This is a genomic window from Peribacillus sp. NPDC006672 (assembly GCF_050274955.1).
Classification (GTDB): domain Bacteria; phylum Bacillota; class Bacilli; order Bacillales; family DSM-1321; genus Peribacillus.
In genome coordinates this window covers 17135-42543 of the sequence record NZ_JBNNOR010000017.1, presented here as the reverse complement: position 1 = coordinate 42543, position 25409 = coordinate 17135, and the positions used below count along the sequence as shown (strand labels likewise).

24 protein-coding genes and 3 pseudogenes are annotated in these 25409 nt (G+C 38.0%); 21 read left to right on the top strand and 6 right to left on the bottom strand.

Annotated features, from left to right (window positions below):
- Positions 1 to 10 precede the first annotated feature (10 nt).
- The 6 genes from ACQKKK_RS21730 (at position 11) to ACQKKK_RS21705 (ending at position 6343) form a co-directional block, all read left to right on the top strand.
- Positions 11 to 997: an alpha/beta hydrolase gene (locus tag ACQKKK_RS21730; RefSeq protein ID WP_427619024.1), complete on the top strand. Its 987-nt coding sequence runs from the start codon at positions 11 to 13 to the stop codon at positions 995 to 997.
- Positions 997 to 1668 (top strand): response regulator transcription factor, encoded by a 672-nt coding sequence (locus tag ACQKKK_RS21725; protein WP_427619022.1) that lies wholly within the window; start codon positions 997 to 999, stop codon positions 1666 to 1668. The genes ACQKKK_RS21730 and ACQKKK_RS21725 overlap by 1 nt, the downstream gene beginning before the upstream one ends.
- Positions 1665 to 2663: a sensor histidine kinase gene (locus tag ACQKKK_RS21720; RefSeq protein WP_427619021.1), complete on the top strand. Its 999-nt coding sequence runs from the start codon at positions 1665 to 1667 to the stop codon at positions 2661 to 2663. Before ACQKKK_RS21725 ends, ACQKKK_RS21720 begins: the two co-directional genes overlap by 4 nt.
- A 213-nt stretch (positions 2664 to 2876) precedes the next feature.
- Positions 2877 to 3746: a cation diffusion facilitator family transporter gene (locus ACQKKK_RS21715; RefSeq protein WP_427619019.1), complete on the top strand. Its 870-nt coding sequence runs from the start codon at positions 2877 to 2879 to the stop codon at positions 3744 to 3746.
- Between the two features lie 451 nt (positions 3747 to 4197).
- Entirely contained in the window at positions 4198 to 5826 is a 1629-nt protein-coding gene (gene abc-f / locus ACQKKK_RS21710) for a ribosomal protection-like ABC-F family protein (RefSeq protein ID WP_427619017.1), read from the top strand.
- A gap of 232 nt (positions 5827 to 6058) precedes the next feature.
- Complete coding sequence (locus ACQKKK_RS21705; protein WP_427619015.1) at positions 6059 to 6343, top strand: hypothetical protein; 285 nt, start codon at positions 6059 to 6061, stop codon at positions 6341 to 6343.
- A gap of 223 nt (positions 6344 to 6566) precedes the next feature.
- Here ACQKKK_RS21705 and ACQKKK_RS21700 read toward each other — a convergent pair whose 3' ends face one another.
- Positions 6567 to 6914 (bottom strand): potassium channel family protein, encoded by a 348-nt coding sequence (locus ACQKKK_RS21700; protein ID WP_427619013.1) that lies wholly within the window; start codon positions 6912 to 6914, stop codon positions 6567 to 6569.
- Positions 6915 to 7156: 242 nt separating this feature from the next.
- On the opposite strand from ACQKKK_RS21700, the pseudogene ACQKKK_RS21695 reads away from it, so the two are divergent.
- The 4 genes and pseudogenes from ACQKKK_RS21695 to ACQKKK_RS21680 form a co-directional block, all read left to right on the top strand.
- Positions 7157 to 7258, top strand: a pseudogene (locus ACQKKK_RS21695) (VOC family protein); the annotation flags it as partial.
- Between the two features lie 364 nt (positions 7259 to 7622).
- Complete coding sequence (locus ACQKKK_RS21690) at positions 7623 to 8459, top strand: alpha/beta fold hydrolase (RefSeq protein WP_427619011.1); 837 nt, start codon at positions 7623 to 7625, stop codon at positions 8457 to 8459.
- Positions 8460 to 8500: 41 nt separating this feature from the next.
- Positions 8501 to 8665, top strand: a pseudogene (locus ACQKKK_RS21685) (PTS lactose/cellobiose transporter subunit IIA); the annotation flags it as partial.
- Positions 8666 to 9014: 349 nt separating this feature from the next.
- Entirely contained in the window at positions 9015 to 9917 is a 903-nt protein-coding gene (locus ACQKKK_RS21680; protein ID WP_427619010.1) for an aldo/keto reductase, read from the top strand.
- Positions 9918 to 10023: 106 nt separating this feature from the next.
- Here ACQKKK_RS21680 and ACQKKK_RS21675 read toward each other — a convergent pair whose 3' ends face one another.
- Complete coding sequence (locus ACQKKK_RS21675) at positions 10024 to 10461, bottom strand: VOC family protein (RefSeq protein ID WP_427619008.1); 438 nt, start codon at positions 10459 to 10461, stop codon at positions 10024 to 10026.
- Positions 10462 to 10753: 292 nt separating this feature from the next.
- Here ACQKKK_RS21675 and ACQKKK_RS21670 point away from each other — a divergent pair, with 292 nt between their 5' ends.
- The 7 genes from ACQKKK_RS21670 (at position 10754) to ACQKKK_RS21640 (ending at position 17070) form a co-directional block, all read left to right on the top strand.
- Positions 10754 to 12070: a MarR family transcriptional regulator gene (locus ACQKKK_RS21670; RefSeq protein WP_427619006.1), complete on the top strand. Its 1317-nt coding sequence runs from the start codon at positions 10754 to 10756 to the stop codon at positions 12068 to 12070.
- 84 nt (positions 12071 to 12154) lie between these two features.
- The gene (locus ACQKKK_RS21665) at positions 12155 to 13261 is read left to right on the top strand and encodes a mandelate racemase/muconate lactonizing enzyme family protein (protein WP_427619005.1); all 1107 of its coding nucleotides are present in this window, start codon (positions 12155 to 12157) and stop codon (positions 13259 to 13261) included.
- A gap of 29 nt (positions 13262 to 13290) precedes the next feature.
- Positions 13291 to 14709 (top strand): YfcC family protein, encoded by a 1419-nt coding sequence (locus tag ACQKKK_RS21660; RefSeq protein ID WP_427619003.1) that lies wholly within the window; start codon positions 13291 to 13293, stop codon positions 14707 to 14709.
- A gap of 19 nt (positions 14710 to 14728) precedes the next feature.
- The gene (locus tag ACQKKK_RS21655; RefSeq protein WP_427619001.1) at positions 14729 to 15880 is read left to right on the top strand and encodes a M20 peptidase aminoacylase family protein; all 1152 of its coding nucleotides are present in this window, start codon (positions 14729 to 14731) and stop codon (positions 15878 to 15880) included.
- A gap of 106 nt (positions 15881 to 15986) precedes the next feature.
- Positions 15987 to 16379: a hypothetical protein gene (locus tag ACQKKK_RS21650; protein WP_427619000.1), complete on the top strand. Its 393-nt coding sequence runs from the start codon at positions 15987 to 15989 to the stop codon at positions 16377 to 16379.
- A 171-nt stretch (positions 16380 to 16550) separates the two neighbouring features.
- Complete coding sequence (locus tag ACQKKK_RS21645; protein WP_427618998.1) at positions 16551 to 16760, top strand: DinB family protein; 210 nt, start codon at positions 16551 to 16553, stop codon at positions 16758 to 16760.
- Complete coding sequence (locus ACQKKK_RS21640; protein WP_427618996.1) at positions 16750 to 17070, top strand: DinB family protein; 321 nt, start codon at positions 16750 to 16752, stop codon at positions 17068 to 17070. The genes ACQKKK_RS21645 and ACQKKK_RS21640 overlap by 11 nt, the downstream gene beginning before the upstream one ends.
- 614 nt (positions 17071 to 17684) lie before the next feature.
- On the opposite strand, the gene ACQKKK_RS21635 is transcribed toward ACQKKK_RS21640, so the two are convergent.
- Positions 17685 to 17831, bottom strand: a complete 147-nt coding sequence (locus ACQKKK_RS21635) for a hypothetical protein (protein WP_427618994.1) — start codon at positions 17829 to 17831, stop codon at positions 17685 to 17687.
- 526 nt (positions 17832 to 18357) lie between these two features.
- On the opposite strand from ACQKKK_RS21635, the gene betA reads away from it, so the two are divergent.
- The gene (gene betA, locus ACQKKK_RS21630) at positions 18358 to 20043 is read left to right on the top strand and encodes a choline dehydrogenase (protein ID WP_427618992.1); all 1686 of its coding nucleotides are present in this window, start codon (positions 18358 to 18360) and stop codon (positions 20041 to 20043) included.
- Between the two features lie 308 nt (positions 20044 to 20351).
- On the opposite strand, the gene ACQKKK_RS21625 is transcribed toward betA, so the two are convergent.
- Positions 20352 to 21239, bottom strand: coding sequence for a glycine betaine ABC transporter substrate-binding protein (locus ACQKKK_RS21625; protein WP_427618990.1), 888 nt, complete (start codon positions 21237 to 21239; stop codon positions 20352 to 20354).
- Positions 21240 to 21426: 187 nt separating this feature from the next.
- Positions 21427 to 21978: a choline uptake/conversion transcriptional regulator CudC gene (gene cudC / locus ACQKKK_RS21620; RefSeq protein ID WP_427618988.1), complete on the bottom strand. Its 552-nt coding sequence runs from the start codon at positions 21976 to 21978 to the stop codon at positions 21427 to 21429.
- A gap of 289 nt (positions 21979 to 22267) precedes the next feature.
- On the opposite strand from cudC, the gene betB reads away from it, so the two are divergent.
- The 3 genes and pseudogenes from betB to ACQKKK_RS21605 form a co-directional block, all read left to right on the top strand.
- Complete coding sequence (gene betB, locus ACQKKK_RS21615; RefSeq protein ID WP_427618987.1) at positions 22268 to 23740, top strand: betaine-aldehyde dehydrogenase; 1473 nt, start codon at positions 22268 to 22270, stop codon at positions 23738 to 23740.
- Between the two features lie 79 nt (positions 23741 to 23819).
- Complete coding sequence (treR, locus tag ACQKKK_RS21610) at positions 23820 to 24536, top strand: trehalose operon repressor (protein WP_427618985.1); 717 nt, start codon at positions 23820 to 23822, stop codon at positions 24534 to 24536.
- A gap of 211 nt (positions 24537 to 24747) precedes the next feature.
- Positions 24748 to 24999 (top strand): annotated as a pseudogene (locus tag ACQKKK_RS21605) (DUF817 family protein); the annotation flags it as partial.
- Positions 25000 to 25059: 60 nt separating this feature from the next.
- Here the strand turns inward: ACQKKK_RS21605 and ACQKKK_RS21600 are convergent.
- On the bottom strand, positions 25060 to 25407 hold the full coding sequence (locus ACQKKK_RS21600; protein ID WP_427618983.1) for a DMT family transporter: 348 nt from the start codon (positions 25405 to 25407) through the stop codon (positions 25060 to 25062).
- Between the last annotated feature and the right edge of the window lie 2 nt (positions 25408 to 25409).

Sequence of the window (25409 nt, the reverse complement as noted above, 5' to 3'; positions counted from 1 at the left end):
GGAGAATACTATGAAAAGATTATTTAAAGTAGTAAAGAAAGTATTTTTTATATTCATTGCTGTGATCTTACTCGCATCAGTATCTGTTTTTATTTACCATAGTTATAAATTGCACAAGGAATCAGCATTAATTAAAGTTGAGGGGAATTTAGTTAATGTTAATAACAAAGAAATTAATGTATATAATGAAGGCAGCGGTGAGGATACGTACGTTTTTATGTCTGGCTCCGGGATTGCTGCTCCTGTTTATGAAATGAAAGGACTATATAGCAAGTTTGCAATAGAAAATAAGGTTGCTGTCATTGAAAGAGCCGGATATGGATACAGTGATGTTTTTCAGGATGATAGGGATATAGATAAAATTTTGGAACAAAGCAGAAAGTCGCTAATTAAAAGTGGAAACAAACCTCCTTATATATTGGTTCCACACTCTTTATCAGGTATAGAAGCTATTTACTGGGCACAAAAATACCCAAGTGAAGTAAAGGGAATTATTGCTTTAGATATCGGTTTACCGCAACAATATGTAACTCATAAAATGGGCCTGGTTGATTCATTGACTGTAAGAGGAGTGAATATTTTAACAAAAATCGGTATTCACCGGCTTGTTCCTTCGTTTGCTTATAATCCTGTAGTGATTCAGCAATCTTTCTTAACTGACCATGAAAAAGAAATGTATAAAGCACTATCATATAAACAATTTTTTAATGATGATATGGAGCAAGAGCTTTTACAAAGTTACAATAATGGTAAAAAATCAGTGAACTTACCGATTCCAAAAGAAACACCTATTTTATTTATAGATGCGATTGCCGATCAATATAAAAATTCAAAATATACAAAACAAAAAAATGAAGATTATGAGGAGTTTGCAAAACAACTATTAAAAGGGGATGTAATAAAACTGAATGGTACGCACAGCATTTATTTATACGCGCCTGATGAGATATATGATCTTACCATGGAATTTATCAAAAAAACTGAAGGACCAAATTGATGAAGGGATATAATATTTTAATTGTTGAAGATGATTTGATGATTGGTGATTTATTGCAAAAAATATTGCAACGCGAAGGGTACAATGTATTCTGGATGAAAGAAGGTAAAGATATTATTGATATTATCCATGAGATGGATTTAGTCATTATGGATGTTATGCTCCCAGGAGAGGATGGCTATCAACTTACAAAGAAAGTGAAAAATCTAGGATTGAATATTCCAGTTATTTTGCTATCGGCTCGAAATGATATGGATAGCAAACTCCAAGGATTGACAATTGGTGAGGATTATATGACTAAGCCTTTTGATCCTAGAGAACTATGCTTAAGAATGCAGAAAATGCTAGATAATAAATATGGTACTTTCACGCATATTAAGCATTTATTTATTGACGCTGAACATAAAAAAGTATTCAAAAATGGCTTGCGTAATGAAGTGGTATTTACTGCGATAGAGCGTAAAATATTTTTCTATTTATATGAAAATAGGGATCGGATTTTAACGAAAGAACATTTTTTTGAATATTTATGGCAACTCGAAGATAGAAATCAAAATATCATTAATGTACATATAAAAAAAGTCAGGACAAAAATCAATGATAAAACGGGTGAGATCATCCAGAATATATATGGAGAAGGGTATAGATTGAATACCTATATAAAGAAATGAAATTAAAGAATAAATACCGGCTATTGTTATTTATTGCAGTTATTAGCGTACCATGTTTATTATTGTTGATTAGTATCTTAATGTCTGTAATTTATGAGAATGTCTTTAAAACGAAAAATAATGACATTCCTTTTCATGAATCTTATGCATATCCTACAATGCTAATCGTTTTTATTTTATCATTATTATTTTTAGCCTTTTTATTTTCTAAATCTATTAACTCGCTATTAAATAAAATAAATATCTTGAATAAAACCATTCGATATTTAGCTAGTGATGAAAAGATTCCGAATAAATTAGAGGTTAATGGCAATGATGAAATCGGTAAATTAATTAAATCGGTGAATTTATTAATTGAAAGAACGACCTATCGAGAATTAGAACTAAAACAACAACAGGAATTAAAAAAGGAACTCTTAAATAAATTAAGGCATGACATCAATACACCTTTAACGGCTGTTAGATTGCAATTATTTTATTTAGAAGGTCAATTTACAGATCAAGCTCCACTAATCGAGTCACTATATCAACAAATAGATTATATTTCCGAATTAACGAATGAATATAATATTCAATCCACAGATTCGTTAGATAATTCTTATATCTTAAACGATGAAGTGAATATGCATGATTTATTAGAAACAATGGTTAAAAAATGGGACTATTTATATAACATGCATGGCATTGAATTAATATATCATCCATTAAATAGAGAGTTGAAATGGATCAGTAACGACTTATGGCTCCAGAGGTTATTTGATAACATTTTCCAAAATGCGTTAAAGCACTCGAAGGCTGACAAACTTGAGATAACCATTGAAAAAAATCTGGTGATAATCAAGGATAATGGGATTGGTTTTGTTATCGATAGTAAAAGTAAGGGGCTTGGTTTAAAAATAATTGAGGACATAGCAAGGATCCTGCATATAAAATATAATTTACAATCAAATGAAAGAGGAACTTTATTTTGTTTTACTGTCGAAAAAACGATTTAAATCTCACTTAGCTCGTTATTTGCGGCGTGATGTAGGATCATTTCATACCTTTTTGTCAAGTTTCCGTAAATATTATTCTTTTCAGATAGTTTGCCGAATGCAACATAGTTATATATCACTTACTTATATAAAGCGATACAAAAAGGTTGCTATAGACCCACCCATTTTTAAGTTGATATTATATTCATGTACTTAATTGTGGGGGGAAGTCGAATGGAAGAACAAAAATATAATGACCTCAAATTAGGCGAACGTGGTGCAATCATTAGTATAATTGCTTATATTTGTCTATCGATCGTGAAATTGGTTATAGGATACATAAGTGACTCAGCTGCATTAAAGGCGGATGGTTTGAACAACACCACTGATATTATCGCCTCGATTGCTGTACTGATCGGATTAAGGCTGGCTCAAAGACCCCCCGATAAAGATCATGGTTATGGCCATTGGAAAAGTGAAACGATTGCTTCGATGGTAGCTTCATTCATCATGTTTGCTGTTGGTGTACAAGTTTTAATAGATGCCGTCGCTTCCATGCTTAAAGGTGGAAAGGAATCACCCGACATTATTGCAGGGTATGTAGGTGTTTTATCAGCAATAGCCATGTATTTTGTATACCGATATAATAAAAAGCTTGCTATAAAAATTAACAGTAAAGCCGTTATGGCAGCTTCAAAAGATAATATTTCCGATGCTTGGGTAAGTATTGGAACAGCTATTGGGATTTTCGGTTCCCAATTAAATATGCCTTGGCTTGATTCCCTTACTGCCATCATTGTTGGATTATTAATATGCAAAACAGCCTGGGATATATTCATTCAAGCCTCCCATGAACTTTCTGACGGATTTGATGAAAATAAAATTCAACTTTATAAGGATGTAATTACAAATCTGAATGGAGTCAAGGGGATAAAAGAAATTAAAGGGAGAAATTACGGGAATAATGAAGTGATTGATGTTGTCATCCTTGTCAATTCTACGTTGGATATTAAAGAAGCTCATGATATTGCGACCCATGTAGAAAAAGTGATGATGAAGAATCATGGAGTATACGATGTTCATGTCCATGTAGAGCCCAATTAATGAACTATTTTTTTTGAGCATTAAGAAAAACGGGTATAAATCAGCTTTACAAAACATATGATAATGTGCAATCATTAATTCATTACATGGAAGGAAAAGGTACCTTATACAATGAAGCAGTAATCTTATCTAATAAACAGTAAATCTAAATCTATTTCAATGGGTGTAAACGGTGTTCAATGCAAGTGAACGTTACTTTGTTTGCTTACCGGTTTTATTGGTGAGTTCTAAGTGAGCGTCACTTTATCATTTGATCAAGAATCTTTTTAGATGCCCATGTGAGATTTTTAATGATTATGTTTAGAGATGGGATTCGTCTGTTCGTTTATAGGTACTAATTTATATACAAATGCTTTTTCTGTTATCGAAATCAGGAGAGGTATATTTGGTTTATGTATATTAATTTAGTAACAGGCGATCTCTCTCTAGATAAAATAGAGGGGGATTTTTCATGTTATTTTTAAAGGCGAATGATTTAAAGAAAAGCTACGGGAACCGTGAAGTTATTTCCGTCGATTCACTTCATCTATACAGTCATGACCGTGTTGGTTTGGTTGGTAGAAATGGAGAAGGCAAGACGACCCTGCTTTCTATATTGGCAGGCGTTAAGGAACCTGATTCCGGTCATATAGAAAGCTATGGAACAGTCAGCTATATCCCACAGATAGAGGAAAATGAACAAGAAATAAGCGGAGCGTTAACGAGTATATGGAAACTGCCAAATGCGGATCAAGATATGATAAGCGGCGGCGAACGGACTCGAAGAAAAATCGCAGCTGCCCTGACTTCCAATGCGGATGTATTGATTGCGGATGAACCTACAAGCCATTTAGATTTATTCGGAATTGAACAATTGGAAAATGATTTAAAGTCTTTTAATGGTGCTATACTGCTTACTTCACATGATAAGGCATTCTTAAATCACCTTTGTACAACAATATGGGAAGTTGAGCAAGGCAAGGTTACTGTATATGAAGGGAATTACGAAGCGTATACAAAGCAAAAACAAGCAAAAACTGAAAAAGAAAAGAAGGAATTTGAAGAGTATACTCGCGAAAAGAATAGGTTGAAACAGGCTGCACAAAACCTGCAAAGCAAATCTGATTCAATTAGAAAAGCCCCTAAACGAATGGGCAATTCAGAAGCAAGGCTTCATAAACGCAGCGCTGGGAAACAAAAAGCGAAACTGAACCGTTCTGCTGAGGCGATAGAAACTCGGATCGATAAGTTAGCCAAAAAAGAAAAACCCAAGGAAGATACCCCTATCATCTTTGATATTTCAGAATTTCCATCACTGCACAGCAAAAGGGTCATTCGATTTAATGGCTGTTCCCTGAAGGTCGGTTCTAGAATGCTGAAACAACATATTTTGGGGGATGTTCCCCTAGCATGCAGACTTGCCATCGATGGTCAAAATGGTTCAGGAAAAACCACATTGATGAAAAAGATAGTGGAACGTCACACTGATATATATGTCGCGAAGCCAGCAAAGATAGGATTTTTTGCACAACAACAAGAAAACCTGAATGAAAGTAAAACGGTACTTGAAAATATTTTGGAGGATAGTCCCTACAATCAAGCCTTCATTCGTACACTATTATCTAGATTGGCTTTTAAAGGAAATGACGTTCACAAACAAGTATCACTCTTAAGCGGTGGGGAAAGAGTCAGGGCCTCGCTAGCAAAAGTTTTTTTGGGAAACTATAATGTACTGGTTTTGGATGAACCTACAAATTACCTGGATATTAATACGAAAGAGGCTTTAACTGAAGTGTTGAAAGCATATCCAGGAACCATCGTTTTTGTGACTCATGATCGTTCATTGATCCAATCACTCGCAACACATGCACTTTCATTCGAGGATGAACCTCCGAGAGTAAGGGCTGTCAATCAGTATTCAACAAAATTGGATATGGGTCAGGATGGCCATCAAGATAAACAGAATGAACTTTTTATGATTGAAGTGCAAATCATCGAGACACTTGGGAAATTGTCCAGGGTTGTGAATGAAGAGGAAAAAGTGGAATTGGATAAGGTATTCCTACAGCTCTTAAGCAAGAAAAAGCAGCTTGAAGGTTAAGTGCAATCATAAAAGGCCCTTCTCATCGAGAGGGGCCTTTTAATGGATAAAAAAATGGTTATAGTAGGTGAAGAATTAGGTTACTCAGAACATCGTATGAAGGTATTCCCTCTTTTATCAAGTTGATTTATATTCTTAAAATAGAATTCTATAAAAAGGAATTAGTAGTAATTAATGAAAAAATAGATGGGTAATGTTAAAATTAACCAGAGACATTAAGGAGGGACTTATTTTGATTGGAATTCGAATTGAAAAAATAAATGAAAATTTGATCATTAAATGGCAGTTTACCAAAGTGACAATCCCAATATCGGACATCATGGCAATAACTAACGATGATACCTATGGAGGAGAAGGGAAAAGTGCAATTAGAATCGGTTCTCCGTATCCTGCCACGGACAGGATATTGATCAAAACAACTGAAGAAACATATATCTTGTTCACTTCGAATGCCGTTTCACTTAAGAAGAGATTAACATCCTATATTAATGATAGTACAAAAACATCCAATATTTAGAAGGGTGGGTACCTTTTCGGAAACACCTGTTATTTTGGGAAGAACACTGAACGGTTTTTTCCTACAATTTTATACGTATATTAATGTACATTACTATACATGAATAATGATTATCATTTCTTCACTTGTTAATGAACTGAAGATGCAGAGTATTATTAGTGAAGGGTGATTGTTTTACGACAAATAAAAAGGAATGCCTATTTTGATTAGCATTCCTATGCATTCAGGTTTTGCTATTGTTGTTTTCGTTTTCCGGTTTCTTTATGATGGCATATGCAAGGTATCCTATTAAGCCCATAAATAATCCGGTGCCGCCTACAATATAAAATATTGTAAACACTTTTCCGAAGTTTGTCTGCGGTTCAAAACTGGGGTGTCCAACCGTGCTAAGGGTGACAACACAGAAGTAAAGCGATTCAACAACAGTCAGACCTTCCTGCTTTACATAGAAGATGGTGCCGGAAAATAACATAACCAGGACCAATACGAAAAGAACTTGGAAGTTCTTCAATTTAAATGCCGACCACAGCGCCTTTATGAAACGCTTCAATGTGAGGATAAATGAGATCATTTTTAATCGCTTTTCCTTTCGGTTTCATTACATGTTAAGTATAGTAGTAAACCCTGATAATCGATCTTGATCAGTTAACCATTCTACTATACAGGAAGCCAGTTCAGATTGACAAAAAATCGTGTTCAGTTTGGACTGGTTTGTACTAAAAGCGTTGGTAATCTATTGTCTTCTTAAGAGTTACTCGATTTATTATTGCCGTATCAGTTTCAGGAGTGGAAGAAAGGTGAAGGAAGCCGATTATGAAATCACGTATTTCTGTCATTACACTAGGTGTGAATGATTTGGAAAAATCTCTGGAATTCTATCGGGATGGCCTGGGGTTTCAAACAGAAGGGATAATGAGTGAACCAGTTGATTAACAGTCTATTCACTTGTGTTGGTATGCCCCCTGTTGGAGATATTCGTAGCATATTGTAGAGCACGACTTAAAGTCACGTGGTTCAAAAAAGTCAGTCATATGCATAACTGCAATCATCACCATCATCTTGGCAGTGGTTTCTGTGAATTAGAGTGCTTCGTCTTTTAAGTTATATTCATGATAAAAAAGGGACTATATGGGAAAATGTTACAAAACAAAAAAATCATCGGAACAATAGGATTTCATGCTTGGAGTCCTCAACATAAACGTGAATAAATAGGCTGCGGGATTCATCCAGATTATTGGAGAAAAGGATATATAGCTGAATATCTATTGGAGGTAGAAAAATGGCAAAAATTACTGTGGGAACCGAAAATCAAACACCGATTGAACTATATTATGAGGATCTTGGAACAGGGAAGCCAGTTGTATTAATTCACGGTTGGCCATTAAGTGGTCGATCTTGGGAATACCAAGTTCCTGCTCTCGTTGAGGCTGGATACAGAGTCATAACTTATGACCGTCGAGGGTTCGGGAACTCTTCACAGCCATGGAACGGTTACGATTATGATACATTCGCTACTGATTTACATCTGTTACTAGAGCATTTGGATCTCCAAAATGTGACACTGGTCGGATTTTCAATGGGGGGTGGAGAAGTAGCTCGCTATATCGGAACCTACGGAACAAATAGAGTGGAGAGGGCTGTATTTGCAGGAGCTGTACCACCATTTCTTTACAAGTCAGCAGATCATCCTGAGGGAGCAGTAGATGATGCAGCAATCCAAGGATTTGAAAATGGAGTAAAAAATGATCGCCTAGCATTTCTTGATGAGTTTACGAGAGGATTTTTTGCTGCTGGAGATCGAACTGACTTAGTCAGTGAACCATTCCGACTTTACAATAGGGATATTGCAGCGGGTGCATCACCAAAAGGGACACTAGATTGTATCGCTGCTTTCAGCAAAACGGATTTCAGAGGAGATTTAGCCAAGTTTAATATACCTACTCTAGTTATTCATAGTGATTCAGATGCAATTGTTCCATTTGAAAATAGTGGGAAGCTAACACATGAAGCTATTCCTAATTCTAAGGTAGTTTTAATAAAGGGTGGCCCACATGGATTCAATGCAACACATGCCAAAGAATTTAATGAAGCACTGCTATCATTTTTAAAGGGCTGATTACAAGTGAGCCCCAGCGAATGTAAGATGAGTTTGTTGCTGCACATAATATCCAAACCGGATTGATTCAACAAGAAGTGAGTGGTGAGGTATTCGAAATTCCAATGCTCTTAATCCATGCTCAAGATCACTTGATGACAGCCATGACAACAAAAGATTTAGCGATAGAAATCGTTGAATTAAACAAGAAAACTCCAAGGAACTAACTAAGAATTTTGATATTTCAGGCTAGCTAGATGGAAATGAATTGTTGATTATTCGATTATGAGGTTGCTGCGGCAGCCTTTTTCTTATGGATCTAACGTGGGATTCTGCATTTACCAGGGGGCGATATATAACTTTATCTAAGGTTCATGAACCTAACTTTCTAAAAATGTGGCATGAGAGGGTCACTCAAGATTAGGATTCTTCGAAACTTTAAATTATACTAAGATTCATTGTAGTAGCCAAGGATACTAGCACAGAATTAACCAATATGTTATGAAACCGCAGTATAGGTAAGAGACGTCTACTTAATTAGCTAGCCCAATCATGATATAAAAGGGGAGAAACAACATGCAAAGAGTCAATTTAACTGAAAATCTAAGTCTTTCACGTATTGTTCACGGTATGTGGAGATTGGCAGATTGGAAATTTTCCACCGAGGAAATCCTATCTCTTATTGAACATGGAATTGATCGGGGAGTCACTACATATGATCACGCTGATATATATGGTAACTACACTTGTGAAGAGATTTTTGGGAACGCCCTTTCATTAAAGCCATCGTTACGCGAAAAAATGGAGATCGTTACGAAATGTGGTATAGTCATACAATCAGAAAACCGCCCTTCTCATAAAAGTCACCATTACAACACTGATAAAACTCATATTATAAAGTCTGTTGAACAATCCCTTATGAATCTTAAAACGGAATATATTGATTTATTACTTATCCATCGTCCGGATCCCCTGATGGACCCGTCGGAAACGGCTGAGGCGTTTAATCTATTAAAAGAATCAGGAAAGGTCCGTAACTTTGGGGTATCGAACTTCAAAAAACCGCAATGGGATATGCTTCAAGCTTACCTTGAATATCCTCTAGTTACGAATCAACTGGAACTTTCTGCATACAATCTTGAAAACTTCGAAGACGGAACCATTAACTTATGTCAGGAAATGGGCGTGGCTCCTATGGCATGGTCACCACTTGCAGGAGGAAGCATCTTTGAGGAATCGAACGAAAAGGCTGTCCGCTTAAGAAAAACGTTAGAAATCGTAAGGGAAGAAATCGGTGCTAATGGAATAGATGAAGTTATGTATGCATGGCTGTTGAGACACCCTGCAAAGATCATTCCAATCGTTGGTTCCGGTAAGAAAGAACGGCTGGATAGTGCCATTGATTCACTAAATCTAAGCATGAAAAAAGAACAATGGTTTAACATTTTAACTAGCTCGATGGGGCATGATATCCCGTAATGCATTTGTACCTTTGAACAAGGACCATTTCCCTGAAGCGATGGGACTCCCGAATGGGGGTCCCATTCTTAAATTGCAAAAATAACTACTGGAAACATCTCTCCATTTAAATTGGGAATCGTTTATACCAATCTTCTAATGACATCTCTCCAAACCTTTCATCAAAGTCCAACCTTAATGGAGCGATCAATTCAAGTACATTTCCGTCTGGATCATTAAAATAAATGGCCGCATGAGCTTGCGGGTTATTATTGAGAACCAAAGGCTGCTGCCCTTCAGTAAAATTAAAGAAAGGCATATTGTCATTTCCTCTATTTTTCAGCCAATCTTTCGCAGATGGCATGTCACCTATATCAATTTTAGAGAGGAAATTTTTCACTTGGTCCGTTTCCCAAAGACCAAGCCAACTTTTCCCTTTCTCAAGCCAGAAGAAAACGACCCTCTCGCTTCGATAGGCAAGCTCTAAATCAAGTTCGCGGTAAAAATCAATCGACCTTTGCATATCTGATACTGGTAAATGCGCTTCATAGAGACCTTTGATCATCTTGAACTCCTCTCAGAAAAAACGTTGATTTGGAAACTTTTAAAGTGAAACTAAAAAGCCGGTAATTCGAAGTTGAAACCGGATAAATTCCACGTAATACAACATGCAATTTGAGAGCGCCATGCCAATGAAAAAGCCCTCCATTTACTTTTCTGAAATACGTTAAAATTTCCGATATTTGATGAAGATACTGACTTAAACTTACATGCAGGATTTTGGTGAATATTTGTAGTTACTAATACGATTCAACCGTTATAATAAAAATAAAATTTTATTTTCGAGGTGAAACAACATGAAAATCGGTGTAATAGGCTCAAAGTATTTTTTGGAATCCATATCTGTCCACTTTCCCTTGTTTCCTGAGGTACAATTCATTTCCTTTCAATATGATATGCCGGAAGAAACCAGTCTATTAATAGAAGATGCGGGTAAACAAACCGATCTAGTATTGTTTTCAGGTTCCATCCCTTTATATTATGGATACGAACAAGTTAAAAGAAATTTAATAGAAGCTATATATGTCCCTTTTGATGAATTGACAGTTGCGCTTTCGTTGTTATCTATTTCTCATACGGAAAAGGTTACTATAAATGAAATCTCAATTGATTTACCGGACAAAAACCGGTTAATGAAGGTATTGGAAGAATCGGAAGTCGTAGTAAAGTCCCTTTATGTGAAGGATTACCCTTGGATTTACAATAGGGAAGAAGGTACCCAGACACTAAATATAGGCGAATTCGTTCAATTCCATAGCAACAGGCATAAAGAAGGAAAAACCCATTTCGCACTAACGAGCATTCATGCTGTTTATCAGGAACTTCAAAGGCTATCCATTCCTTCCAGATTTATGGTTCAGCCCAAACACACCTTAATAGAAAGTCTTACAGGAGCTATATCTTTGTTGAAACTGAAGAAAACGGAAGAATCACAGATTGCTGTCATTTCCATTCAAGATTATCAACAAAAGCTTAAGGAAAGTGATCTATTTTTAAATTTTTTACAGAAATTGAGTAAGAGATTACAGGCTCGTGTTTCTCTTGAATACTTTAATCCACATTTGATTTATACTACACGCGGAGCATTGCAGGCGTTTGAATCAGATATGTATGATGAAATCATCGGACAAATGGAACAAGAATTTAAAACTCTCTTTCAAATTGGCATTGGATATGGATATACGATTCAAGAGGCGGAAAAACATTCGGCACAAGCATTATTTTTTACCGATAAATTTCTAAAAAGAAAAACGGTAGCATGCTTGGTGGATGAAGATCAAAAACTTCAGGGACCATTATTTGAAGGGAATCACCAAGTGGAATTGAAAAATGAAGATGAAACCATTCAAATACTGGCCAGGGAACTAAAAATGAGTGCGAAAAATATAAAATTGATTCATCGGTTTATTTCGATAAATCATTTTCGGGCTTTTTCTGCAGCAGAGCTAGAGGAATATATGAGATGTACTAGACGATCGGCAGAAAGATTCGTTAAAAGACTTACTGAAGGCGGCTGTCTCAGAAAAATTGGAGAGGAACATCCATATGGGCAAGGAAGACCTCGGAACTTATATGTACCTGCGGAGAAATTCAAGAAACTTGCCGAAAATTAAATTTTCAGACTTTACAGGAAAAGGAGATTGGTATATATTGTTTTTATTAACGACATATAGCGACAGTGGAAGGGGAGGTTAATTTTGCTTATTGAGCGTTGTGAAATTCATGCCACACATTTGCCATTAAAAGAGCCATTTGTCATTTCCTATGAAACATACAAGCATATGCCCTCTGTTATCGTAAAATTAATAGCCGATAACGGGCTGGTGGGATATGGGGAGGCAGTGCCTGATGAACATGTAACTGGGGAATCGTTTTATTCGACATTCGAAGTACTAAAGCATGTCCTGTTACCTGCTGTAAAGCAGGAAAACCCATTTAATATGGAAAAGATTCACGATATCATGAATTCCGCCATCAGCGGAAATCCCTCGGCAAAAGCGGCCATTGATATAGCTTGCTATGATCTGATGGGGAAATACACCAAATTGCCGATTTACGATTTATTAGGTGGGAAGTTCCATGAATCCCTCTCCTTCGCTAAGGTTTTAAGTATAGACGAACCGGGCACGATGGCTAAAAAAGCACAGGATGCTGTCGACCTAGGTTATAGCTCTTTAAAGCTTAAGGTTGGCTGGGATATTGAATCAGATGTAGATCGGATTGCTGCGGTTCGACAAAAAGTCGGGAAGAAGGTTCCAATTCGGGTTGATGCGAATCAAGGATGGGGCACTTATGCCAATGCACTTCAGGCAGTGAAGGCTTTGGAACCATTTAACCTTTCATGGTTGGAACAGCCGATTAGAATGGGGGATATTGACGGTCTTGCTGAGCTTAAGGAAAAAACGACGATACCACTAATGGCAGATGAAAGCATCCATAATGGAACACATCTGCAGGAAATCATTAAAAAGAAAGCCGTAGATAAAATCAATATTAAACTAATGAAATGCGGCGGGATCTATCAGGCTATCCAATTGGCAAAGACAGCAGAGGTCGCAGGAATCAGCTGCCAAATCGGGTCAATGGTAGAATCCTCGATCGGGTCTGCAGCAGGGTACCATACAGCCATTTCACGAAAAAACATTACCAGCACTGAATTGACTGGTCCGCTGCTATTCAGTCTCGATATTGGGAATCTTGATTATGAAATACCGTATGTCCATCTTACAAGAGAACCTGGTCTTGGAATCGTAATTAACGAGGAAGTTCTTGAGCAATTAACCATAAAAAAAGAGCTGGTTTAATTATAAGATGTCCAGGATGGGGTGAATGGATGGAAACCGAAAAAAATATTGTGCCGGTCAAGAAAAGAGCTTGGTTAAAAGTACCGCATACATACACGATTATCTTCATCATAATCATCTTGGCAGGACTTGCTTCATATGTGATTCCGGCCGGTGAATTCGACCGGGTTGAAGATGGAGAATCGGGGAGAATGCTTGTAGTCGACGGAAGCTATCATGCTATTGAACAAGACCCTGTTAGCTTTTTTGACCTTTTCACCTCCATTCCATTGGGATTGGAAAAGGGAGCCCAAATTATTTTTTATATTTTTCTTGTAAGTGGTGTATTCGCAATCATACGCACTACCGGGGCCATTGAAGCAGGGGTATACAAAGGGGTCCGATCTCTTGCGGGGAGGGAAAAGCTTTTAATTCCGTTGAGTATGCTGCTTTTTTCCATTGGCGGTTTTAGCATGGGGATGGCAGAAGAGACCATTATCTTTGTACCGATCGGTATCGCTATAGCTAGGGCAATGGGCTTTGATGCAGTTACTGGAACGGCCATGATTACACTTGGTGCAGCCAGTGGGTTTTTCGGGGGCATGCTCAATCCATTTACGGTAGGGGTGGCGCAATCACTGGCTGAAGTACCTTTATTCTCAGGAATCGGTTTTCGATTCGTTATTTATATTTTTGTACTGTCATTTGCCATTTGGTATGTTAGCCGTTATGCGAATAAGGTTAAGCGGAATCCTGAAAATAGTGTAATCTATGATATTGAACAAAAAGAAAAACAATCGGCTGGTTTGGTCGATTTCCCTGAATTGACGGGCCGACACAAGCTGGTCTTCATAGCGATGACCTTTGGGCTGGCTTTTAACATTTATGGTGTGTTCAAATGGGATTGGTTTTTAACCGAGCTCACCGCTTCTTTTTTGATTATGGGCATCGTTAGCGGGCTTGTAGGGGGTCTTCAGCTTGGGGAAATTTTCGATTCATTTATCGATGGGGCCAAAGCAGTAACATTTGGGGCTTTGATCGTCGGATTTGCAAGGGCTATAACAGTAGTACTGGAAGAAGGGAAAATCATAGATTCATTGATCTTCATGGCGGCGTCCGGAATAAGCCACCTACCGCAAACGTTGAATGTGGTAGGCATGTTCTTCACCCAAGCAATCCTGAATTTATTCATTTCTTCGGGTAGCGGACAGGCTGCCGCAACAATGCCGATCATGGTTCCCATAACGGATATATTGGGTTTGGAAAGACAGCTTGCCGTTCTTGCCTTCCAATATGGGGATTCGGTTACGAACTCTATCATTCCAACGTCATCAGCGTTGATGGGATATTTGGCCATCGCTGGGATTCCCTATGAGCGATGGGTGAAATTTATTTGGAAATTAGTTCTCGGGTGGACTTTGATTGCTTGCATTGCACTCATGGTTGCAGTGGCCCTCGGTATCTCCTGAGAGAATAAGGAGTGGTTTGATGAAGGAATTATTGAATGAAATTAAACCTCAAGTTTTAGAGATTTTCCACCACCTTCATGAGAATCCTGAAGTGAGCTGGAATGAATATGAGACTACATCTTATATTTCAAGTGTCCTCAAACAAAACGACCTTGAAGTGACCAGTTTTGTGGATATGCCTGGGATTGTGGGGAAGTGGTATCCAGAGGAAGGACGAAATAAGTTAACGGTCGGATTGAGGGCTGATATGGATGCTCTCCTTCAGGAGGTGGATGGGACAATACGTGCCAACCACTCATGTGGGCATGATGCTCACATGACGATTGTATTGGGTGTCTTGCTGTTATTAAAAAAAATGAAGGCAATTCTTCCAGGTACGTTAAAGTTTATTTTTCAGCCTGCCGAGGAAGTTGGTGAGGGTGCTTTAAAGATGATTGAAAAACGGGTATTGGATGATGTTAATTTTCTCTATGGTCTTCATTTGCGCCCCGTTCATGAGATTAAACATGGACAAGCTGCTTCAGGCATCATTCACGGGTCAGCCGATACAGTGTTTGGTGAGATTCACGGATTTGACGGACATGGTGCCAGGCCCCATTTGACTTTAAATGCCATTGAAGTGATCAGTAGCATCGTTGAACAGCTTAAAGGAATACGGCTAAACCCGCAATTATCTTATTCAGTTAAAATGACTCAGGTTTCTGCAGGAGGGGAAAATGCGAATATTATACCTGGGTCCTCCAAGTTCAGTCTGGACTTACGCGCCCAAACGAATGAAGCGATGGACGAATTGATCGAGAAGGTGGACGATGTCTTGAAGAAAATATCCATCTTCCATCAATGTCAAATTACCTTCAAGCACAAAGAAAGAGTTTATGCCGCATCCATTGATCAAGAAGCGGAACGGTTGATGGAGAAGGCAATAGAAAAAACCTTAGGGGCCAATGGGGTAGTGAAGCCCATCATCACCCCCGGAGGTGAGGATTTTCATTTTTATACAAAGGAAAGACCTGCAATCAAAGCCACGATGTTGGGTGTTGGCTGCGATTTAGAGCCAGGTTTGCACCATCCCAACATGGTGTTTAATCATGAAGCCATTTTCACGGGTATTGAGATATTAACCAGGGCAGTCATTGAAACTTTTTCTGCATATAAAAAAAGTTCCACTTAATTTTTAACCAATAATTCACTTGGATCAGACCTATCATTGAGAGAATATTTTATTTTTCATATGGAAAACAAGCGAAGGCCGCTAAAGGATTAGTGGCCTTCGCTATGTGAATACGCTTGAATGTAAAAGGTCAAACCCATTATATTTACCAGATGAAACCTTTGCTGCGGTGATCATTTTCAGCAATATCACGGCTTATGTTCGCTCAGCAAAGTCTTTGCATTTCATTGATTGCAATGGTTGGTTTTGGGTAATGAAACAGAAGATGCAACTGCCACAGTTCATTGGCCTTGGCTGGATGATGGCAGGGATCACTTTATTAGGGGTATACTTGAAGGATACAAGAAATAGCCAAGTGAATTTTAAAACAAACCTTGTGAATGGAGTTACTATTTTACATTTATTGTACATAGACAAAATTGGTTTGGCTTACAAAAGCAAATATAACCTGAAGAAAAGAAGTGAAATAAATGGCCGAGCTTTTAAAGGATTTATATAGTGAAACTTTCATTCGTGAATTCAGTGAAAAAGTAAAAGATGTCCATCCGTCCTTTGGAATGGAGTGGTTCGGCAAACTTACAAAAAAGATGGTTTTCACTGACGTCATTTGTCGGTGGAGTTGTCTTACCATATCGCTGTAATTCGAAGAAAAATGGAGGAGGAATATTTGATGAAAAAACATCATGCGTTACAGTTGTATGATCATCATGTTTGGACGAACAACAAGTTTTTCGGGAGATTGAAAGAATTGCCGAAGGACATTTATGATCGGGAAATTCAAAGTGTTTTTCCCTCGATTGCAGAGACGCTCGTTCATACTTATACGGGAGATACAATATGGCTTGGTGTAATGCGGGAGAATAGTATGGATGATATTTAAGCTTCCATCGCTCAGGCACAAGAGAAGACCAAGGATAAGGGTCTTGAAGAAATGGAGAAGCTGTTTCGTGATTTGTCAGAAGAGTATCAAAAATTTCTTAACAATGAAAGTGATTTGGATAAAGAGATTTCCCTCCCAACATCCTCAAGTTGGACTTTTAGATACTCATCTTTCCGAATTGGTTCAGCATGTTATCAACCACGGCACATATTATCGCGGAAACCTCACGGCGATGATACGTCAACAAGGTTACTCAAGCGTACCCACTGATTATGTTTTCTATCTTTATGAAATCAGTTCAACGAAATAGTTTTCCCTAAACTTCTATCAGGAAGATAAATAAAGTATGTATCTAATTTTCGCAATCGGTCGCGATTTTTTAATAAGGTTCGCTTTTCTTCATGAACTAATGGGTGCTTTACTTCAATAAGGAGGTTGCTGAGGCAGCCTATTTCTTATGCAACTAACGGGGTAGTTTAGTTCCAGAAGGAAAATTACAGACAGATATAGAAATAGTATTTACTACTTAGGTGGGAGGGTCTTAAGGTCGTTGATAAAATTACCTTTTTACTTTCTATTAAATTGTCAATTGAATGGGCGGCATGATGTAATAGCTGCTTAATCCTTTGATATATAAGGATTTTTAAGTAATTGATAACAAAATGTAAATTAAAAGAGGTTTCTCATTAGTTGACTAAACTTTTGGGAAGCTTCTTTTTTCATGTCTTCTGTCACAAAATGATAGATGATCCGGGGCGGTATCGTCATCAGTGTATCCCAGGCGTTCCATAATATCCTCTAAAAATTCGTGTATTCCTCGAACTGCCGGTAATATTGTTATCTTGTTGTTTCAGTTGTTCCCCGTTTCTTCATCCGTCATAACTTGTTGCAGCTTCTTTTCAGCGTGATGGATGGCGGAAAAATTTAATTTGGCCCCCCTTTTCCACTAGTTATCAAATAATTAAAAAAATAAAAAAATGAAAGAAAACTTTCTCGGCCAACATAAAGATCCACTTTTCTGGCAATCGAGCCTGCTGCTTTATTTTGTTTTCCATCCATTTCTTGTTCCAAGGAAATCCCTCCTATCTATGGGGATTTTATAATTCAATTGATTAAATATAACTCATTTATTCATTACTAAAACGTATCTTGAGTGAATGTAAAAAAATATATAAAAGAAGAATATAGACCCGGTTTACAAAAAAAATCCACTATGGTATATTAATAATATTAAATATGTTAAATAAAAATTTAACAAAATTAACGTAAGGGATAAAATGTTCATCATCGGGTAATGGGTTGAGGCTCGTTCCGGAAAAAATGAGGGACATCACCCATATTTTACACAGGCCATGGGGTAGTATAAACAGTCTGACATTGAACGTTAGTTAGGAGAATCCGGATTGGAAGAGTACATAGAAACGAAACATATCTATCGGAATCTAAAGCCTGTGTCAATGAATGGGTTAAAGTAAATCTATTAAAAAACTACCAAACTATTAACTGGTTTAAATAACTTAAGGGAGGGTTTTGATGAATGCTTTTAATGTTGTTTCGATCACTGCATTCAATTTCAACATTCAAGGAGGTCTAGAAGATGAATGAATCATATGACATTGTTATCATTGGTGGAGGTAGTGCGGGTTCTGTACTCGGCAACCGTTTAAGTGAAGATGGGACACGCAGTGTTCTTGTTTTAGAGGCGGGACGTAGTGATTATTCATGGGACCTATTGATCCAAATGCCAGCAGCTTTGCCGTTCCCCGCAGGGAAACGCTTATACGACTGGAGATACGCATCTGACCCTGAACCTTATATGAATGGACGACGCATCAAGCATGCCCGGGGAAAGGTGCTCGGAGGTTCGAGCTCAATCAACGGTATGATTTTCCAACGTGGCAATCCAATGGACTATGAACGTTGGGGAGCTGACCCAGGTATGGAAACATGGGGCTTTGCGCACTGTCTCCCGTATTTCAAACGCATGGAAAATGCTTTAGGGTCGGATCCAGAGGATGAACTTCGTGGCCACAATGGACCTCTCAAATTGGAACGCGGGCCTGCAACTAATCCTTTATTCCAAGCCTTCTTTGATGCAGCTGTCGAGGTTGGCCACTCACGAACACCTGATGTAAACGGTTTTCGCCAAGAGGGATTCGGACCGTTTGATAAGCATGTGTACAAAGGCAGACGTTTGTCAGCTTCACGTGCATATCTGCATCCGGTTATGAAACGTCAGAACCTCACCGTGAAAACTCGTGCTTTCGTTACAAGTATTGACTTCGATGGAAGCCGAGCCAAAGGTGTGACATATCAACGAAACGGGAAAACGCATCAAGTCAATGCAGGTGAAGTCATACTCTCTGGCGGTGCAATCAATACGCCGCAGTTACTTCAACTGTCAGGCGTGGGCGATGCTGATCACCTGCGCTCGATTGGCATCAAACCGGTAGTTGATCTTCCTGGTGTAGGCGAAAACCTACAAGATCATCTCGAAGTCTACATCCAACACGCTTGTCCGCAACCGGTTTCAGAGCAGCCGAACTTAAATAAAGCGCGGATGCCTTGGATCGGTTTGCAATGGCTGCTCAGACGCACAGGTCCAGCAGCAACCAACCATTTCGAAGGTGGAGGTTTTGTACGTTCGAACAAGAACGTCGACTACCCAAATTTGATGTTCCACTTCCTTCCGGTAGCGGTACGGTACGATGGACAAAAAGCGGACACTGATCACGGATTTCAGGTACACGTCGGACCTATGTACTCTGATGCTCGAGGGACATTAAAGATTCGTTCGAAAAATCCTAAAGAGCATCCGAGTATGGTCTACAACTATCTTTCGACCGAACAGGACCGAAAAGAGTGGGTTGAAGCGATAAAAATTTCACGTGAAATCCTATCTCAGCCAGCTATGGCACCCTACAATTCGGGAGAAATCTCCCCCGGACCTTCCGTTCGTACAGACAAGGAGATTTTGGATTGGGTGGCGACAGATGCCGAGACTGCACTTCATCCGAGTTGCACGGCAAAGATGGGGCCCGATTCAGATCCTATGTCTGTCGTAGATCCGCTAACTATGAAGGTCCATGGACTCGACAATGTACGAGTGGTCGACGCATCTGCCATGCCTTACGTAACTAACGGAAATATCCATGCACCGGTGCTGATGTTGGCGGAAAAGGCAGCGGACATAATACTTGGACGTAAACCGCTGGAGCCTATTCATGCCGACTTCTACCGTCACGGAGTACATCCAGCCGACGCAGGCACAGTAAAAGCTTAAGCTGAATAATGCTTTCCACGAGAAGGCCTCTTTCAAAATGTATTTGCCCGCAAGCATACATTTTATGAAAGAGTTCCTTCTCTTTTTTTGGCTAGAAAATGGCGATTTTGACAAAAACAAAGAGGAATTTATACAGGGAGATTTCCTAACGGCCTTCTTTACAGATATATTAGGCTATAAAAAATAAGTCTCGACCGCCCCGCGGAAAGCGAGCATCATGTAGCGGGAATCAACAATCAAGTTTAACAGAGCCAAATAAAAAAGAAGCTAGTCTCTCTAAAAATGAGGGACCAACTTCTTCATTTCTACTATTTTACCCATTCGCCAATCAATTCTTGATTCTCTTCAACCCATTTCTTAGCCCCCTCAAGAGGGTCTTCGGCACTTTCTACATAGTCGATAAGCTGGCCGATTTGTTGTTCATCCATCTTCCAATTTTTAAACCATTCACTTACTTCTGGATAATCTTTTTCAAATCCATGTCTTGTAGCATGGTGAATTTTTTCTACACTACCGAATGTGTTTTGTGGATCTTCTAGGAATTTCAAGTCATATTTGGAGAATACCCCGTGAGGGCTCCAAAGTGTTGCCACGATTGGTTTTTCATTTTCGACTGCTTTTTTAATCTCAGATAACATCGCAGGTTCAGAGCTGGGTATTAGTTCAAACTCAAGATTATAATCTTCAATTAATTTTTCCGTTACTTCCATCGTACCTGAGCCAGGATCAAAACCTATAATATCTCCATTAAACAGTTCTTTATGTTTATTTAAATCTTCTACACTATTAACTTCTTCTAAATAGGTTGGAACAACAAGTCCTACTTTAGCATTATCAAACCAAGTAGATTCTGAGAAATTAACAGTATCTTGAAATTTTTCTAAATAATTAGCATCTTGGACCGGTACCCATACTTCTAAACTAGCATCCAGTGAACCACCTTTTAAAGCCATCATCATAGGACCCATGTTCAATACGCTTAACTTTACGTTATAACCTTTATCTTCTAAAATTGCTTTCCACATATTTGTAACTGCAATATTTTCAGCCCAATTAAGTTGTCCTATCGTTAATTCCTCATCACTTACCCCTGTTTGTTCACTTTTTGTTTCCCCACTAGTGCTTCCGCATGCTGTCAGTACAACAACCAGTAGCAGAACTAAGATAAAACTAAGTTCTTTTTTCCATTTGTTCATATAGAAAAACTCCCCCTTTGTTTTTTATGTAATTAATGTAAAACATCCCAAACGTTAAATATGTTAAGAATATTTTTAACAATAATACAAAACTAACTTATCTCTTATTTAGAAGAGATAAGTACAACACTATACTGGGTAGTCAATTGCTACCTTTCTAAAGACTACCTGATAACTTCTTTTCAAATTAATCTTGCTGATCTTTAGGTATAAACTCAAATATCTTACCACTTTTTATACTAGCAACTAAGTCTTCCAACCAGTGATAGTATGTTTTTGATTCTTCTAATTGATCATAGAATTTTTTTGCCTCTGCAACAATTTCTGGTGTGCTAGTGGAATCTTTAATGACATTTATAAAATCTTCTTGCGCTTCCTCAATTGCTTCCATATTCATTTTTATTTCTCGTTCCCACATCTGACAATAAAACACCATAAAGGAACGGAAGAAATTTTTCTCAGCTACATAGGTATGTTTTCTAGAACCGCGTGTAAATGTTTTTTTCACCATTTCTATTTCTTGGAGTTTACGGACACTAGTACTCATACTCGGTTTACTCATTCCGAGCTCCGTACGCATTTCATCAAGAGTCATCTGATTTTTAAAGTACATCGTCGCATATAAATTTGCAGCAGCTGGTGTTACACCATATAAATCCATTGTCTCTGCAATTGCACCAATGATTTTATCTTTGGCTTCTTCTATTTTAATTCTGGATCTTTCAGTAGATTCACTCATAAAGTTGCTCCTTCAATATAAAGTAAAGCGTGTTAAATATTTATTAAATCTTCTTCACAAACTTTATGATAACGTGTTCAGATTAAATGTCAAATGGAAAACGTGATTTTAACGAATTTCAAATGTCTACAAACTTAGTAATTTCAACCATTCTAGTTAATCTTAATTCTTTCTAAAAGTTTGTTTTTATATTATCTTTGACAGCCTTAAAAAGACATGTTACTATTTTCAAAAAGTTAAATATATTTTTAACAAACTTAATTTATTCAAAAAACTGGAGTTGATAGATTTGAGTCTAAAACAACAACAATACATTAATGGTAAATGGGTGGGGGCAATTTCCAGTAATACGCGTGATATTATTAATCCATTTAACCAGGAAGTTATTGCTACTGTTCCAGAAGGTAATGAATCAGATGCAAAAGCAGCAATCGCTGCAGCAAGAGCAGCATTTGATAACGGAGAATGGTCTTCTACTCCAGCAACAGAACGAGGGACTATCATAAGGAAGATTGCTGAATTAATAGAAAGAGATAAAGAAGAACTTGCTAGATTGGAATCTTTAAATACTGGTAAAACAGTAGAGGAAAGCCATGGAGACATGGATGATATTGCTGGAGTATTTCGTTATTATGCAGGGCTTGCAGATAAAGATGGCGGGGAACTGATTGATTCTCCAGTACCAAACTCTATTAGTAAGGTAGTTCGCGAACCTGTTGGAGTTTGCGGTCAAATTACACCTTGGAATTACCCATTACTACAAGCATCTTGGAAATTGGCTCCAGCATTAGCTACAGGTAACACACTAATTATGAAGCCAAGTGAAATTACACCACTTACTACGATTAAAGTATTCGAACTAATGGAAGAAGCAGGAGTGCCTGCTGGTGTTGCTAACCTAGTACTTGGTGCTGGTAATACAGTTGGCTCAGAGCTATCTAGTAACATTGATGTGGACCTTATTTCCTTTACAGGTGGAATTGCATCAGGGAAGAAAATTATGCAAGCGGCAAGCGTTAATGTGAAGAAGCTTGCACTTGAACTTGGTGGGAAAAACCCTAACATCATCTTTGCTGATGCTGATTTTGAGACAGCTGTTGACCAAGCATTAAACGGGGTATTCTTCCACGCAGGACAAATTTGTTCAGCGGGTACAAGACTGATTTTAGAAGAAAGTATTCACGATGAGTTCGTTAACGCACTTGTTGAGCGAGTGGAAAAATTTAAGCTAGGAAGCGGATTTGACGAAGATACACAAATGGGCCCACTTATTTCATCAGAGCACCTTGCGAAAGTAGAAAGGTATGTAGAAACAGGTATTAAAGAAGGTGCTACATTAGTAGTTGGTGGTAGCCGTCCAGAAGAACCAGAACTACAAAATGGTTTTTTCTACCTACCTACTATTTTTACAGACTGCACAACAGACATGAGCATTGTTCAAGATGAAGCTTTTGGGCCTGTTATCACGGTTGAGAAATTCCGTACGGAAGAGGAAGCAGTAAAGCTTGCTAATGACTCAATCTACGGACTTGCTGGTGGTGTTTGGACAAACGATATTGTAAAAGCTGAACGTTGTGTAGCAAAGATGCGCATGGGTACTGTTTGGATTAATGACTTCAACGTTTACTTCCCACATGCACCATGGGGTGGATTTAAGCAGTCTGGTATTGGACGCGAACTAGGAAGACTAGGTATAGAGGAATATACAGAAACCAAGCATATATTCCAAAACCTTAAACCTGAACCTATCAACTGGTTCTAAGCTATCTATTCATTATTAATTACTATATATAAATCATATAAGAACAAGGTGTTTTTTCTGATGTAGTTAATCAAAATCAGTGTTGTTCACGCAAATATCTATCGCTTATGGTGATATCGTTTCAAAAATTGAAGGAGGAACCTTTCCGACAAATTCAAAGCTTCCTTCTGAAAGCAGCTTCATGGAAGAGTATGACATATCCAGGGATACTGTAAGAAAGTCATTACAGTTGCTTGAACAAAATGGATATATCCATAAAATCAAAGGCAAGGGTTCATTTGTCTTGGATTTCAGCAAATTTAATTTTCCTGTAACAGGGTTGATTTCCTATAAAGAAATGGTGGAAAAGTTGAATTTGCATTCCAAAACGAGCATCCATAAGTTGGAGCTTGAGACCCCCGACGCAAACATGACCAAGCTTCTGGACTTAACGGATGGTGGTAAAGTATGGAAAGTGTTCCGGGTACGCCAAATCAATGGCAAGAAAATCATACTGGACAAAGACTATTTCAAAAACGAGTTCGTAACTAACCTGACAAAGGAAATTTGTGAGGATTCGATTTATGGATATATCGAAAAGGAACTTGGGCTCCAAATCGGTTTTTCTAATAAGGAGATTACCGTGGAGCCATGCACTGAAGAAGATAAACTATTATTGGACATAGAAGACTACGATATGGTGGCAGTTGTGAAAAGTACGGTCCATTTAATCGATGGAAGCTTGTTTCAGTATAGCGAATCCAGGCATAGACCCGATAAATTCAAGTTCACGGACTTTGCTCGACGGACTTGGTGAAACTCAGATTTATATGATGGCAGGCAAAGGAAGAAATGAAAAAACAAATAGATTATCATGAAAAAAAGGCAGGGAAAATTAAATTCAATTGAAGGACTGATCCATGAAACTCAGCTCCATTCAAAAGAGAAGGTCGCGCAGGCGGCCTTTTCTAATGCAGTTAGGTTAAGATAAATTTGTAAAAAAATGTAAGTTGGATGATTACAGGGATACGTATGCCATGGCATTGTCTTTTGTATTAATCGGCTTTTTCATTTGGATTGCCGAAAATATTGCAACATTTTTTGGGGCTTGGCAATACCCAAACCAACAGCTGCAATGGGAAATTGTTCATATCGGAAAAATCAGCTCCTGGTTATTGCTTGTTATTGTCAGCTTTATGATTGTTGCACTTTTGAAACATTTAAAAGAAGATCGTTTACAAATGAACAAGGTGAATAGGGAATTCTACAAGGAATTCTAATAGCCATTGAGTTCAATTTATTTTAAGGAGCAGCTCGGGGGAGGGGGGATCGTCAAACCATTAGTTTGACGATTCTTCTGCAGGTTTGGTAGTGTGGGAAGCGTTTAGTAAAACTACTCCACCAATGATTAATACCAAGCCACCCATCGTAATGATACTAAATGGTTCATTCCATATTAGTACACCTATTGATGCAGTTAAAGCTGTGCCAATTCCTGCCCAAATGGCATATGCCAAGCTTAACGGAATTGTTATAAGACATATGGATAAGCAATAAAATGCTATTCCAAATCCAATAATGACCCCAAATGAAGCGAATAAATGGGTGAATCCTTCAGATAACTTAAGCATGGTCGTGCCAAATACTTCACTTATGATTGATATTCCTAAAGCTATGTATCCTTTCATAT